This is a genomic window from Serratia sp. CY27727 (assembly GCF_052169275.1).
Lineage (GTDB): Bacteria > Pseudomonadota > Gammaproteobacteria > Enterobacterales > Enterobacteriaceae > Serratia > Serratia sarumanii.
The window spans coordinates 132,871-146,181 of sequence record NZ_JBJNLB010000002.1; the positions used below are offsets into that span (position 1 = coordinate 132,871).

12 protein-coding genes are annotated in these 13,311 nt (G+C 59.8%); 8 read left to right on the forward strand and 4 right to left on the reverse strand.

The genetic code is table 11. The annotated features are described in order from the left end of the window. Window positions 1-42: 42 nt before the first annotated feature. Complete coding sequence (apbE, locus tag ACJ8HB_RS05550) at window positions 43-1,074, reverse strand: FAD:protein FMN transferase ApbE (protein WP_047571151.1); 1,032 nt, start codon at window positions 1,072-1,074, stop codon at window positions 43-45. A 154-nt stretch (window positions 1,075-1,228) separates the two neighbouring features. On the opposite strand from apbE, the gene ACJ8HB_RS05555 reads away from it, so the two are divergent. Beyond that, window positions 1,229-2,341 (forward strand): SLC13 family permease, encoded by a 1,113-nt coding sequence (locus ACJ8HB_RS05555; RefSeq protein WP_094859992.1) that lies wholly within the window; start codon window positions 1,229-1,231, stop codon window positions 2,339-2,341. Here the strand turns inward: ACJ8HB_RS05555 and pepT are convergent. Beyond that, the gene (pepT, locus tag ACJ8HB_RS05560; RefSeq protein WP_047571155.1) at window positions 2,338-3,585 is read right to left on the reverse strand and encodes a peptidase T; all 1,248 of its coding nucleotides are present in this window, start codon (window positions 3,583-3,585) and stop codon (window positions 2,338-2,340) included. The genes ACJ8HB_RS05555 and pepT overlap by 4 nt on opposite strands. A 217-nt stretch (window positions 3,586-3,802) precedes the next feature. On the opposite strand from pepT, the gene ACJ8HB_RS05565 reads away from it, so the two are divergent. Beyond that, a complete protein-coding gene (locus tag ACJ8HB_RS05565; protein WP_047571157.1) occupies window positions 3,803-4,699 on the forward strand; it encodes an endonuclease/exonuclease/phosphatase family protein in 897 nt (298 codons plus the stop codon). Window positions 4,700-4,729: 30 nt separating this feature from the next. Here ACJ8HB_RS05565 and pdxR read toward each other — a convergent pair whose 3' ends face one another. Beyond that, window positions 4,730-6,163, reverse strand: coding sequence for a MocR-like pyridoxine biosynthesis transcription factor PdxR (gene pdxR, locus ACJ8HB_RS05570; RefSeq protein WP_047571159.1), 1,434 nt, complete (start codon window positions 6,161-6,163; stop codon window positions 4,730-4,732). Window positions 6,164-6,256: 93 nt separating this feature from the next. On the opposite strand from pdxR, the gene ACJ8HB_RS05575 reads away from it, so the two are divergent. Next, a complete protein-coding gene (locus ACJ8HB_RS05575) occupies window positions 6,257-6,712 on the forward strand; it encodes a rhodanese-like domain-containing protein (RefSeq protein WP_047571161.1) in 456 nt (151 codons plus the stop codon). Window positions 6,713-6,716: 4 nt separating this feature from the next. Here ACJ8HB_RS05575 and flk read toward each other — a convergent pair whose 3' ends face one another. Next, window positions 6,717-7,745, reverse strand: a complete 1,029-nt coding sequence (gene flk / locus ACJ8HB_RS05580) for a flagella biosynthesis regulator Flk (RefSeq protein WP_047571163.1) — start codon at window positions 7,743-7,745, stop codon at window positions 6,717-6,719. 205 nt (window positions 7,746-7,950) lie between these two features. Here flk and ACJ8HB_RS05585 point away from each other — a divergent pair, with 205 nt between their 5' ends. The 5 genes from ACJ8HB_RS05585 to ACJ8HB_RS05605 all read left to right on the forward strand — a co-directional run bounded on the left by ACJ8HB_RS05585 (window position 7,951) and on the right by ACJ8HB_RS05605 (window position 13,283). Continuing rightward, window positions 7,951-8,313 (forward strand): hypothetical protein, encoded by a 363-nt coding sequence (locus ACJ8HB_RS05585; RefSeq protein ID WP_033635372.1) that lies wholly within the window; start codon window positions 7,951-7,953, stop codon window positions 8,311-8,313. 49 nt (window positions 8,314-8,362) lie between these two features. After that, entirely contained in the window at window positions 8,363-10,399 is a 2,037-nt protein-coding gene (locus tag ACJ8HB_RS05590) for a protein-disulfide reductase DsbD family protein (protein ID WP_047571166.1), read from the forward strand. After that, complete coding sequence (locus ACJ8HB_RS05595; RefSeq protein ID WP_047571168.1) at window positions 10,396-11,112, forward strand: DsbA family protein; 717 nt, start codon at window positions 10,396-10,398, stop codon at window positions 11,110-11,112. The genes ACJ8HB_RS05590 and ACJ8HB_RS05595 overlap by 4 nt, the downstream gene beginning before the upstream one ends. Next, window positions 11,105-11,605, forward strand: coding sequence for a protein disulfide oxidoreductase (locus ACJ8HB_RS05600; RefSeq protein ID WP_047571170.1), 501 nt, complete (start codon window positions 11,105-11,107; stop codon window positions 11,603-11,605). Before ACJ8HB_RS05595 ends, ACJ8HB_RS05600 begins: the two co-directional genes overlap by 8 nt. 136 nt (window positions 11,606-11,741) lie before the next feature. Then, the gene (locus ACJ8HB_RS05605) at window positions 11,742-13,283 is read left to right on the forward strand and encodes a hypothetical protein (protein WP_141240919.1); all 1,542 of its coding nucleotides are present in this window, start codon (window positions 11,742-11,744) and stop codon (window positions 13,281-13,283) included. Window positions 13,284-13,311: the final 28 nt, after the last annotated feature.

A 13,311-nucleotide genomic window follows, 5' to 3' on the forward strand; every position in this document is an offset into this window, starting at 1 on the left:
GCATGCAACCAGCCCGGCCATCGCGCGCCGGGCTTTTTTATTTCACTGCACCAAAAACGCCTTGAACTGCGGCGTCATCACGGCGCTGAAACCGTCGTCGGTTTTGCTGATCAGGTAGACCGCCAGCCCTTTCTCTTCGGCAAGTTTCAACGCCTTCTCCGTGCCCAGCACCATCAGGCCGGTATCCCAGCCGTCGGCCTCGAGCGCGGTGGGGGCGATCACCGTGGCGGAAACCAGGCGGTGGTTGATCGGCCTGCCGGTGCTCGGATCGATGACATGGGAGTAGCGCTGGCCGTTTTGTTCGAAGTAGTTGCGGTAGCTGCCGGCGGTGCTGATGCCGTAACCGTGTAGATTCACCAGCGCCTGCACCGCATTTTCACGGTCGGTCGGCTTTTGGATTGCCACCCGCCAGGGTTTGCCCTGGCCGTTGACGCCGCGTGAAGAGACCGCGCCGCCGACCGATACCAGGTAGTTGGTAATGCCGTTGCGGTTCATCAGGCGCACCAGTTCATCGGCGCCGTAGCCTTCGCCCAGCGTCGAGAGATCGACATACATATCCGGCAGATCTTTTTGCAGCCACTCCCCGCGATTGTCGCTGATAAGCTTCAGGTGCTGCAGGCCGGTGCGCTGCTTCGCCGCGTCGATCTGCGCCTGTTCCGGCACTTTGACCGGGTGCTTGTCGGGGCCGAACCCCCACAGGTTCACCAGTGGGCCGACGGTGATGTCCATGGCGCCGCCGGTATCGCGGCCGATGCGCTGGGCCATCAGCACGATGTCTGCCATGCCACGCGGGATCGGCTGCGGTTCGAGGCCGGCGCTGCGGTTAAATTGCGACAGCACCGAGTCGGCGCGGTAGGTGGAGATATCGTCGTTGGCCCGTTCGAGCACCGCGTCGATCTGCCGCTGCAGTTCTTGCTTGCCGATCGCGACGTCACCGCTGACTTTAACGCTGTAGAAGGTGCCCATGGTCTTGCCGTCGATATCGATTTGCGGGCGGGAGGCGGCATCGTCGCAGGCGGCGAGCAGGGCGCATAAGGCGCTGAGCAACGCCCCTTTGGCGAACAGGGAAGCCATAACATGTCCTTTGAAAACGAGAAAGCCGCTACAAATAAAGTAAAGCGCGGCAAATGGAAAGCGGATAAAGGTAAAATAGCATTTTGCTGGCGTAGATGCCGCGCCTGAGCTAACGTCTCGCTCATGCTTTTCGCTGAGGTTTCAAGCTGCCACCATGAGTTCAACCGCCATTTCCCGGCTTATCCACCCCTTTGTCAAAGACCGTTTCCTGCACGTGCTGTTGCTGGCCGGCGCAGCGATGTTCGCCTTTCATCCGCCGCCGCTGGCGGCACTGGGCGGTTTCATCGACGTCCGCACCCTCATCACTCTGCTGGGGCTGATGCTGCTGACCAAAGGCGTCGAGGTCAGCGGCTACTTCGACTTCGTTGGCCGCAAGATTATCAACCGGTTGCACAGCGAACGGCGGCTGGCGCTGTTCCTGGTGTTTTCCGCCGCGCTGCTGTCGTCGTTTCTGACCAACGACGTGGCGCTGTTTATCGTCATTCCGCTCACCATCACGCTGAAAAAGCTGTCGGCGCTGCCGGTTGGCCGTTTGATCATCTTTCAGGCGCTGGCGGTGAACGCCGGTTCGCTGCTGACGCCGATCGGCAACCCGCAAAATATCCTGCTGTGGAGCCGCTCCGGCCTTTCTTTCCTCGGCTTCATCGGCCAGATGGCGCCGTTTGGCGCCGCGATGATGCTGAGCCTGCTGGCGTTGACCTGGTTCAGCTTCCCGGCGCGCGACATCGTGAAAACGCCGAATACCGAGGGCTACCCCTATCAACGGCCGCTGTTGCTGAGCTGCGTGGGGCTGTATGCGATCTTCCTGCTGTGCCTCGATATCGGCCTGCCGCTGTATGGGCTGCTGGCGGTGTTCGCCGGCTTTTTGTTGCTGGCGCGCCGGGTGCTGTTGCAGATCGACTGGAGCCTGATTTTCGTGTTCGCCGCCATGTTTATCGATGTTGGCCTGTTTACCCGCCTGCCGCCGCTTCAGCCGGCGTTTGCCGCCATCGCCGGGCTGAGCGACGGTGGGGTGTATGCGTTGGGCGTTGGGCTGTCGCAGATCGTCAGCAACGTGCCGGCCACCATTTTGCTGCTCAACTATGCGCCCTCCAGCACGCAACTGGCCTATGCGGTCAATGCCGGCGGCTTCGGGTTGGCGATCGGATCGCTCGCCAACCTGATTGCGCTGCGCATGGCGGGGGAGCGCAAGATCTGGTTGCGCTTCCACTATTACTCGCTGCCGCTGCTGGCGTGGGCCGCGCTGGTCGGCTGGCTATTGAGCTAACTCTGATTACCGCTCTGCCGGGCGGCCAGCAGGCAAATGCTGCGGGTCACCTGGTAGGATTTCACGAAGGCGCTGACGGGTAAAAACTCGAAGCGCGAGTGGAAGTTATGCGCGCCGGTGAAGTAATTGGGCGTCAGGATGCCGCGGCTCGAGAGCGCCGCGCCGTCGGTGCCGCCGCGCATCGGGATCACCTTCGGCGGGATGCCGTGGGCGGCAAGGGCGCCGAAGATCAGATCGATGGCGCGCCGATCTTCGCCGATGGCGTTGCTGATGTTGCTGTAGATGTCGCTGATGCTGAAGCTGACGTTGGCGCGCGGATAGCCGGCCGCCACCTGACGCACCGTCTCCTCAAGGCGGGCTTTGCGCGCCTCGAACGCCGCGCTATCGAAGTCGCGAATCGACACCTTCAGCGTCGCCTGATTGGCATTGGCGGCCAGATCGGTGAACCAGAAATAGCCCTCGCGCCCGTCGGTGTGTTCCGGGGTATCCTGCACGTCGAAGCGGTTGATGATGTCGTTGGCGATGCGTATCGGGTTGATTAACACGTTTTTCGCCGACATCGGGTGCGCGGTCACCCCCTCGATGCGGATTTCCGCCGCCGCCGCGTTGAAATTCTCGTAAACCACTTCACCCAGTTCGCAGCAGTCGATGGTGTAGGCGAAATCGACGGGGAAACGCTGCAGATCCAGCGCCTTGGCGCCGCGCAGGCCGATCTCTTCATCCGGCACGAACGCCACCACGATATCGCCGTGGCGATCGGCGGCGGCCAGGTTGGCCAGCAGCGTCATCACCACGGTGACCGCCGCCTTGTTGTCGGCGCCCAGCACGCTGGTGCCGTCGCTGAACAGGATCTCTTCGTTGCGGTAGGGCAGGATCTCCGGGTGTTCGGCGACCCGCAGCCAGATGTCTTGCTCGGCGTTCAGGCATACATCTTCGCCGGTGAAGCGCAGGCGCTGCGGGCGAATTTCGGGCGACAGGCCGACGTCCACGGTGTCGATATGGGTGATGAAGCCGATGCGCGGCGCGCCGGGCTGGGTGGCGGGCTTGCGGGCGGTGACGGTGGCGTGGTCGTCTATCTGCACGTCGGCCAGGCCGAGCCGGCGCAGCTCTTCCGCCAGCAGCTGCGCCATTTCATGCTGCCCCGGCGTGCTGGGAAGGGTGGTTGCGGCGGCGTTGCTCTGGCTGGTGACCGCCAGGTAGCGGAAGAAACGTTCGGTAAGCTGTTCGGCAATCGGGCTGGTCATCGGAACTCCTCGCGGTTGGCAATCTACCGGTTTTAAAACGAAATCAGCCGTTTGTCCAACGGTGCAATGCGTAAACCGCCAGAATGCGAAGCATCGCGCAGAAACGAAAAATAGCGGTGCAACTAGGAAATAGTCGCAGGTTTCTGCGGCAAAATCGGTGTTAGCTGTGGGCCGGGAAGCGCCTACATAACACTTATCTGTCCCTCAAGGAGAATTCATGCACACCGGTCACGCTCTGCTTATCACCTTACTGTCCCTGGGCCTCTCTCACAGCGCCTGGGCCTCTGCCGATGCCGGCCATGCCAACAGCAACGCCAACAGCCGCGAAGTGGCCAGCGCGTTGGGTGGCCTGAAAAATAAAACCTATGAACTGGAGCAGGCGCCGAAGATCCGCGTCGCCAGCTTCAATATCGCCGCCGGCAAGGTCAGCGACATGACCGCCATCGCCAAGGCAATTCGCGCGATGAACGTCGACGTGGTGGCGCTGCAAGAGGTGGATAAACTCACCGCCCGTAGCGGCCGGGTCGATCAGGCGGCGGAGCTGGCGAAGCTGACCGGCATGCAGGCGGTGTTTGGCCGGGCGATCGATTACGACGGCGGCGAATATGGCCTGGCGTTTCTCTCGAAGTATCCGCTGCACGATGCCGTGATCTATCCGCTGCCGTCCGGCCAGCGCGAACAGCGCATCGCCTTCAGCGCCAAGGTTGACGTGCCGGAGTTCCCGGCGCCGATCACGCTGTTCAACGCCCACCTCGATACCAAGGAAGATCCGACGATGCGCCTGGATCAGGTGCGGGAGCTGAACGATCGCGCCATCGAAGTACGCGGTATCAAGCTGCTGTTCGGCGATATGAACGATGTGCCGAGCAGCGTGACCTGGCTGGAGCTGAGCCGCTATTGGAACGACATCATGCCTGACGGGCAGGACGGCCGCAGTTGGCCGGCGGAAAACGCCGAGATCAAGGTGGATTACATCTTCACCGGTAACGCGCAGCGCTGGCATCTGGACAGCCTGACGGTGCCGAACGCCAGCGGCGACTGGAACGGCGTGCATTGGCCGGCGGTGAGCGACCACCTGCCGCTGGTGGCGGAGATGCGCCTGACCGAGCAATAAACGGGGGGGGGGCATTCCATTGGGGCCGCGCTAAGCCACGGCGATCCGTGCCAGCCGCTCGACGGCGCTGCGGATCTCGCCCGGCGTCAGGGCCGAAAAGCCCAGCAGCCAGCCGTCGCGCTGCGCCTGCGCCGTCTGATATTGCGCCTTCAGCCCGGGCGTGAGGATGCCGAGCCGCCGCGCCTGTCGGCTGAGCGCCGCCTCCTGGCCGGGCGGCAGCCAGACGCTGAGCTGCAGGCCGCCGGTGGCGGGAGCGGGCGTGGCGAAGTGGCCGAGTTTTTCGCGTACTTCCGCCAGCAACACATCGCGCCGGCTGCGGTAGAGCTGGCGCATGTAGCGGATATGCGCGGCGAAGTGCCCCAAGTGGATGAATTCGGCGGTGACCGCCTGCATCAGCTGCGCGCTGTGGCCGTCATACACCGTACGCGCGGTGACGAACGCTTCAACCAGCGCGGGCGGGGCGATCAGATACGCCAACCGCAGTGAAGGGAACAGCGACTTGGAGAAGGTGCCAAGGTACAGCACTCGGCCACGGCGATCCAGGCCCTGCATCGCCGGTATCGGCAGGCCGTCGTAATGAAACTCGCTGTCGTAATCGTCCTCGATGATCCAGGCCTGTTGCCGCTCTGCCAGCGCCAGCAACGCCAATCGGCGCGCCAGGCTGAGCGCGGCGCCGGTCGGGTATTGGTGTGAGGGGGTCAGATAAATCAAACGAGGGTCGGGCAAGGAGGGTTCAGCACGCAGGCCGTCGCCGTCCACCGCGACCGGCGTCAGGGCGGCGCCGGCGCTGATAAAGGCGTTTCTTGCCCCGGTGTAACCCGGCTCTTCCATCCAGACGCTGTCGCCGCTGTCCAGCAGCAACGTGGCGATCAGCTGCAGCGCCTGCTGCGAACTGGTCAGCACGATAACCTGCCGTGCATCGCAGACCACGCCGCGCGTTTGGTTGACGTGGGCGGCAATCGCCTCACGCAGCGGTAAATAGCCCTGCGGGTCGCCGTAGCGCAGCAGGCTTTCTCCCTGTAGCCGCAGGCGCTGTGCGGTCAGCTGCTTCCACAAGGCCAGCGGAAACGCGCGCAGGTCCGGCGAACCGGCGGCGAACGCCTGTGGCTGCTGCGGATCGCGGCAGCCGCCGGTTTGCACGATCTGTTGGCCGCGCTGCGAAAGGCGCGGCATGCCGGAGCCGCTTGCCGGCGGCGGCGATTTGGCGATGGTAATCGCCACAAAGGTGCCCTGGCCGACGCGGCGCTGCAGATATCCCTCCGCCTCCAACTGACCGTAGGCCGCTTCGACGGTCACTCGCGAGAGGCTCAGATCGCTGGCCAGCACCCGGCTGGAAGGCAGGCGTTGCCCAACGTTCAATGCCCCTTGATGGATGGCCTGCCGCAGTGCGCCGCACAGGCGATCGCGCAGCGTGCCGGCGGTGTGGGGCGATTGCTGAAACAGCGTGACCAGCGAGTGCCGCATAATTGGCCTTATGATTTATGGAAAATGGGTATCAATCATAAGACCAAAATGAGGCACTATTGTCATCTGTCTTGATGCACGGGAGTGAGTGGTATGTCGAAAGAATCATTGGTGCTGGCTTTTCCACCGGCGGCGCCGGAAGAGAGCCTGGCTTACCTGGCGGCCAAGCTGAGCCGCTATGCGGATGCCTGGGACGTGGCGGAAGATCTGCGCAACGGCGTGGACGGGATAGTAGTGATCGACACCCGCGCAGAGGCGCTGTACGCCGCCGGGCATATCCCCGGGGCGATCAGCTTGCCGCATCGCCTGATGGATGAAGCCGGCACGGCGCAGCTGGATCGCCAAAAGGTGTACGTGACCTACTGCGACGGCATCGGCTGCAACGGTTCCACCAAAGGCGCCTACAAGCTGGCGAAGCTGGGATTCAGGGTGAAGGAGCTGATCGGCGGGCTGGATTTCTGGCTGCGCGACGGCCATCCGTTGGCCACCGGCGAACAGCCGGGATCGCTGCGCGATCGGGCGGCGGCTGAGGACTGCGGCTGCGCCTGAGGCGTTAAAACACCAGCGCCAGTACGATCGCCAGCGCCAGCAGCAGCAGGATCAGCGCCACGGCAGGCTTGCTGAGCGCTTTTTGCAGCGGCAGCGGCAGGGCGGCGATCAGCGGGTTGAGCAGCGGCTGCGGCTCGACGGGCTGGCTGACGATCGGCTGCGCCTGGCCGGCCTTCTCCAGGCGGCGGGCAAACAGCTGATGAATGGCGTCGCTCATTTGCGGATGCGTCAGCGGCGCATTGGCGCCGCAGTTGAAGCGCGTCTGGCAATAGTCGTTCATCTGCTGCAGCTCTTGCTCGTCCGCCGGCTGCTTGAGCGCCGCCAGCAGATTGTTCAGCGTCGGCGCGCTCTGCGGGCTGAGGGCCACCTTTACTTGCAAGAATTGGTTTAACAGCTGGAAGTGGCGCGCCGGCAGCGGATCGTTGGTTTTCACGCCCGCCAGATCAAACAGCGTTTGCCAGATTTTAGCCGGCGCTTCACCGGTGGCCGCGCTAAGTTTGGTGACCTGCTGCTGCAGGCTTTGATGCTCTGCGGGCAGCAGCGGGCGATCGCTGGTGGCGGTTTGCTGCGGCTGGGGAATGGCCAGGCCGCCGGTCTGCAACAGATTCAGCACCTGCTGCAGCTGCGGTGGGCTCAGCTGGCTCAGTACCGTGTGGCCGAACTGCTGGCGAATAAAGTCGCTGACCGCCTGGCGGTTGTTGCCCTGCGGCAGCAATTCGGCCAGCTGTTGCAATAGCTGGCGCCCGGCATGGTTTTGCTGCGCCTGCGTCAGGCGCGTTTGCAGCAGCTGTTCCGCCGGTTGAAAATGACGCGCCAGCAGTTCACCGCCGTTATCGGCGCCGAGATCGTGACGCAGAGTCGCCCAGATCTCCGCCGGCTTTGCCGGGCTGAGCGTCATGATTTTCACGATCAGCTTTTCCAGCGTCGTGCGCTGCGCCGGAGAGAGGGGTTGATCGTCAGTGGCCGCCGTTTTGCCCGGGGAGGGAGGGCGTTCGCCGGCGATTGGGGTGCCCGGCCCACTCAAAGGTTGCATATCACCAGTCCTTCGCTGTGTATCCCCGCAGAATGCCTGGAGGAGAGAATCATCATCGTACCCGGCGAAAAGCACAGGCTTACCCACTATGATACCTATAAATCGCCGCCATCAATACCGTCGCTCAGACATTTCTTTACCGACAAAACGTTGCTAATCGCGCCCGCGCCGCTAAGATAGCCCCAGACCCGAACGTGAGGATGGCATGGTTAAACGGCAGCGGATTGCAAAATGGTTTTTATGCCTGGCTTGCCTGGTGGTGCTGACGTGCATGACCCAGCGCATGGCGGGCCTGCATGCGCTGCAGCAAACGCTGGGGATCCCGGCGGCCACTGCCGTTCAGTCCGGTGATACCGCCGCCGAAGCGCAGCCGACGCCCTGTGAGCTGAGCGCCAAGTCATTGCTGGCCGCGCCGCCGGTGATGTTCGAAACCGTGCTGTTCGGGCTGGGTCTGCTGCTGGCGCTGTTGGCGCCGACCATCGCCGCGCGCCTGCGCATTCCTCCTCCCCGCGCCATTTCACCCCCCACCCTCAGGGTGCACCTTCGATTATGCGTCTTCCGTGAATGAGTTAATCGCCCGTTTTTCGCGGTGATTTAATCATTTATGGAGAATTAACATGTTGAAAATTATCAGGCTGGCCTGTGCTTGCCTGTTTATGCTGTGGCTACCTGCCTTGCAGGCGGCGGACAGCGGCTGGCTGCAAAATCCGGCCAACGATCATGCCAAGGTGCGGCTGCGCGCCGACACGTCACAGCCGGGGGAAACCCGCCTGCTGCTGTCGGTCGAGCTGCAAAAGGGCTGGAAAACCTACTGGCGTTCCCCTGGCGAAGGCGGCATCGCGCCGGCTATCGTCTGGCAGGGCAACCCGCCGCCGGCGACCTGGCACTGGCCGACGCCGCAGCGTTTCGAAGTGGCCGGCATTTCCACCCAGGGCTATCACGATCGGGTCACGCTGCCGATCGTGATGTCAGGCCCGGTATCCGGCCCGCTGGCGGGCACCCTGACGCTGTCCACCTGCAGCAACGTCTGTATTCTGACCGACTACCCGTTCAGTCTGGATCTGACGACGCCGAACGATCCGCAGTTTAACCACGACTTCGCGCAGGCGATGGGGCAGGTGCCGATCGCCGCCGGGGTGGCGGAGAGCGTCAAGGCCGGTTACCGCAACGGCGAGCTGCAGATTGCCGCCGAGCGCGCCGCCGGCTGGCAACAGCCCGCGCTGTTCTTCGATACGCTGGCGGATGCCGATCTCGGCAAGCCGCAGGTCGAGACCGACGGCGCTCAACTGTTGGCGCGGGTGCCGGTCAGCGACGGTTGGGGCGATGCGGCGCCGGATCTGCACGGCAAAACGCTGACGCTGGTGATCGACGACGGCGGCATGGCGCAGCAGATTACGCTGCCGATTGGCGATCCGCTGGCCGCGCCCGTCGGTGCGGCGTTCCCGCTGTGGCAGGCGGTATTGATGGCGCTGGCGGGCGGGTTAATCCTCAACCTGATGCCGTGCGTGCTGCCGGTGCTGGGCATCAAGCTCGGCTCCATCCTGCAGGTGGAGCATCGCGATCGGCGCAGCGTACGCTTGCAGTTCCTGGCGTCGTCGCTGGGTATCGTCGCCTCGTTTATGGCGCTGGCCCTGTTGATGACGCTGCTGCGGCTCGGCAACCATGCGCTCGGCTGGGGCATTCAGTTCCAGAATCCGTGGTTTATCGGCTTTATGGTGCTGGTGACGCTGCTGTTCAGCGCCAACCTGTTTGGCCTGTTCCACCTGCGCCTCTCGTCCGATCTGAACACCTCGCTGGCTACCCATAACGGGCAGGGGCTGAGCGGCCATTTCTGGCAGGGCGCGTTCGCCACGCTGTTGGCGACGCCGTGCTCGGCGCCGTTTCTCGGCACGGCAGTGGCCTTCGCGCTGGCGGCGTCGCTGCCGGTGCTGTGGGGCATGTTCATCGCACTCGGCATCGGCATGAGCCTGCCGTGGCTGCTGATCGCCGCCTGGCCGTCGCTGGCGCTGCGCTTGCCGCGCCCCGGCCGCTGGATGAATACCGTCAAGCTGGCGATGGGGCTATTGATGCTGGCGTCGTCGCTGTGGCTGCTGAGCCTGTTGAGCAACCATATCGGCGTGCAGGCCACGCTGTGGCTGGGGGCGTTGGCGCTGCTGGCGTTGCTGCTGGCGGTGTGGCGTCAACAGGGCGCACGGTTGGCGGCCAAGCTGGCGGCGGGCACGTTGGTGCTGGCGGGCGTGGCCTTGCTGGCCGGATCGCTGACCGCCGGCCTGTGGCGCCAGCCGTTGCAGGATCGGGTGCAGTGGCAACCGCTGAGCGAACAGGCGATTACCGAAGCGCTGGCCCAGCATAAGCGGGTGTTCGTCGACGTGACCGCCGACTGGTGCGTGACCTGTAAAGCCAACAAATTCAATGTGCTGTTGCGTGATGACGTGCAGCGCGCGCTGAGCGCCGACGACGTGGTCGCGCTGCGCGGCGACTGGAGCCGCCCGTCGGCCGACATCAGCGCCTTCCTGCAAAAGCGCGGCAGCGTCGCCGTGCCTTTCAACCAAATCTATGGCCCCGGCAGCCCGGAGGGCGAGGTGTTATCCCCGCTGTTGACCCGTGACGCCGTGCTGCAAACCCTTTCCCATGCCAAAGGAACCGAACAATGAAAAAGCTACTGATTTTACTGATGGTCATCGCCGCCCCGGTGTGGGCCGCCGAGCCTTTCACTCCGGCACAAGAGGCGCGTATCAAAGAGATGATCCGCGAAACGCTGGTGTCCAACCCGGACATTCTGGCGCAGGCGGTGGACGCCTGGCAGCAGCAAACCGCCGGCCAGCAGATCAGCCAGGCTATCAAGCAGAACGCCAAAACGCTGTATCAGGATCCGGCTAGCCCGCGCCTGGGCGCCGCCAACCCCAAACTGACGCTGGTGACCTTTACCGACTATAACTGCCCGTACTGCAAGCGTTTCGATCCGATGCTGGAGAAGATCGTCAAGCAATACCCGGACGTGGCTCTGGTGGTGAAACTGCTGCCGTTCAAGGGCGAAAGCTCGGTCAGTTCGGCGCGCGTGGCGCTCACCACCTGGCAACAGCACCCGGATCAATTCTGGGCCCTGCACCAGCGGCTGATGGCGAAAAAGGGCTTCCACGACAACGCCAGCATCGCCGCCGCGCAAGAGAAAACCGGCGTCAAGGCGGTGGCGCCCAGCGAACAGAGCATGACCACGCTGCGCACCAACATGGAATTGGCGGAGCAACTGGGCGTGCAGGGGACGCCGGCGACGCTGATCGGCGATCGGATGCTGCCGGGGGCGGTATCCTATGAAGAGCTGGAAGCGATGGTGAAACAGCAGCTGGCGAAGGCCAACAATGGCTAAGCTCAAGCGCTGGGGGCGCGAGTTGCTGCTGCTGGCGCTGATCGCGCTGGCGGTGGTGACGGTGATGGATTGGCTGAACGCGCCGCAGGCGCCGCCGGCCTTCGATGCCCAGACCCTGACCACGCTGGATGGCGAGAGTGTGTCGTTGGCGCAGCTCAGCCATGAGCGGCCGCTGCTGGTTTACTTCTGGGCCAGCTGGTGCGGCGTCTGCCGTTTCACCACGCCGGACGTCGCCCGTTTGCAGGCGGCGGGCGGCAACGTGCTGACCGTCGCGCTGCGCTCGGGCGACGATGCCCAGGTGAAACACTGGCTGGCGCGCAAACGGCTGGCGCTGCCGGTGGTCAACGATCCGGCCGGTACGCTCTCGGCGCAGTGGCAGATTGGCGTGACGCCGACCTTCGTGGTGGTCTCGCAGGGCAAGGTGGTGCAGAGCACCACCGGCTGGACCAGCTACTGGGGGATGAAGCTGCGGCTGTGGTGGGCCGCACAATAGGATTAAATTAATATTTAATTATTTCAATAGAAATAATTAAAGTGATTTGTGTTCTATTTTGTGCAATCACTTTTGATTGCACAAGTTTTTTTTTGTATTCTATCGTTGTGAAATTATAGTTAAATGTGAGGATGGAATGTTTGGTAAAATAAAGCTTGGCTCTCGTTCTTTATCTAGTTTGAAATTGGATGAGCTCAATCCTAGGCTTATTGGATATAGAAAAAGAGGGAAGATTGGTACCGAGAAAAATATAATATCCACGTTGGTTAATCATTATGATGTTATGAGTCTGTGTAGATCTATATTGCAGAATGGGTTTCAGCCGGATGAAGTGTTAATTGCTATTCCGGACGATTCTGGCTCCTCAAAAAGAATAGTCGTTGAAGGAAATAGAAGGCTATCTGCTTGTAAAATACTGAAAAAACCCGAATTATTAAAGGGGACCAATTATGAAGGTCAAATAAACAGAATAAAGAAACATAAGAACTATTTGTATGTAATTGATACGATAAAGAAGATAAATATTGTTGAGCTTAATAATCGTGCTTCAGCTAGGTCGTACATAGCATCAAAACATACAAAAGAGTCGATAAAAAGATGGAGTGTTTATACGCAGGGTGCATATTATATTGACCTCTTGAATGAATGCAGTTCTGTTCAAGAACTAAGGGGTATGATAAACAACACTGTTTCCATCTCTAGAATAAAAACTGTAATACTTTTTTCTCGTATTGCAGATTATATTGTAGATCTCAATGACTTGTCTCTAGATGAGAAGGCATTAATACTTGAAGATATTGATAATATTAAAGTTGAAGCCATTCTTAGGTTGATGCAACGCTCTGATTTTAAAGAAAAGATAGCGAGGGTAAAAATAGATGATAGGGGAGGGATGGTTTTAAATGGAATCAGTCATGATGCATTTGATGTGATATTGGCCAAATTGGCTAGAGATTCCAATTTTGAAAAAACTCTTACTACACGTCAAGAGAACTCTAAAGAGATGCAAGATTACCTGTTAGAGTTGGAGTCTTTAATATCAAGCTTTGACAAGCCAGATGTTTATTCTGACGAGCCTGGAACTTCAGAGGATATTGACCTTGGGCTTTTTAGTAATGAAGATGATGATAGTGATGATTTGTTAGAAAGTAATAATGATAATAACTCAACGCAACCAAAACCTGACGATGGGAATACAAAAAGAATAAGGGTAAGTTACAAACTTTTGAACAAAAAAACGCTGTTAATTACTGATTATTATAAGCTAAATTCACTCATAGAAGAGGCAAAGAAAATCAATTGCATGACATATAAACATGCCTCTGTGCTACTTAGTCGTACTATTATACAGGTTATGTTGACTATTCATATTAAATCGACGGAGTTGCATGATGATTATAAGAAAAATGCAAAACACAAATATTTAGAGCTCGATAGTTTGCTTGAATATTATATTTCTAACACAAGCAAGCTGATCCAGGATGATGTAAAGTTAATAAAAGAAGCAATTAAAAATTTCAAAAACGATGGCAAGAATATTGCGAATTTGGCAACACACAGTGATAAAGATATTCTTACTGAGTTAGAAGTAAAGCATATCCAAGCTAAGCTACAAATTCTTGCTGATCATTTTTTAAAAGTATTTATAGATTCAAAAAATGAAGTTTTAGCTGTATAATGTATAAGGATTTTTAAAAATGGTGATG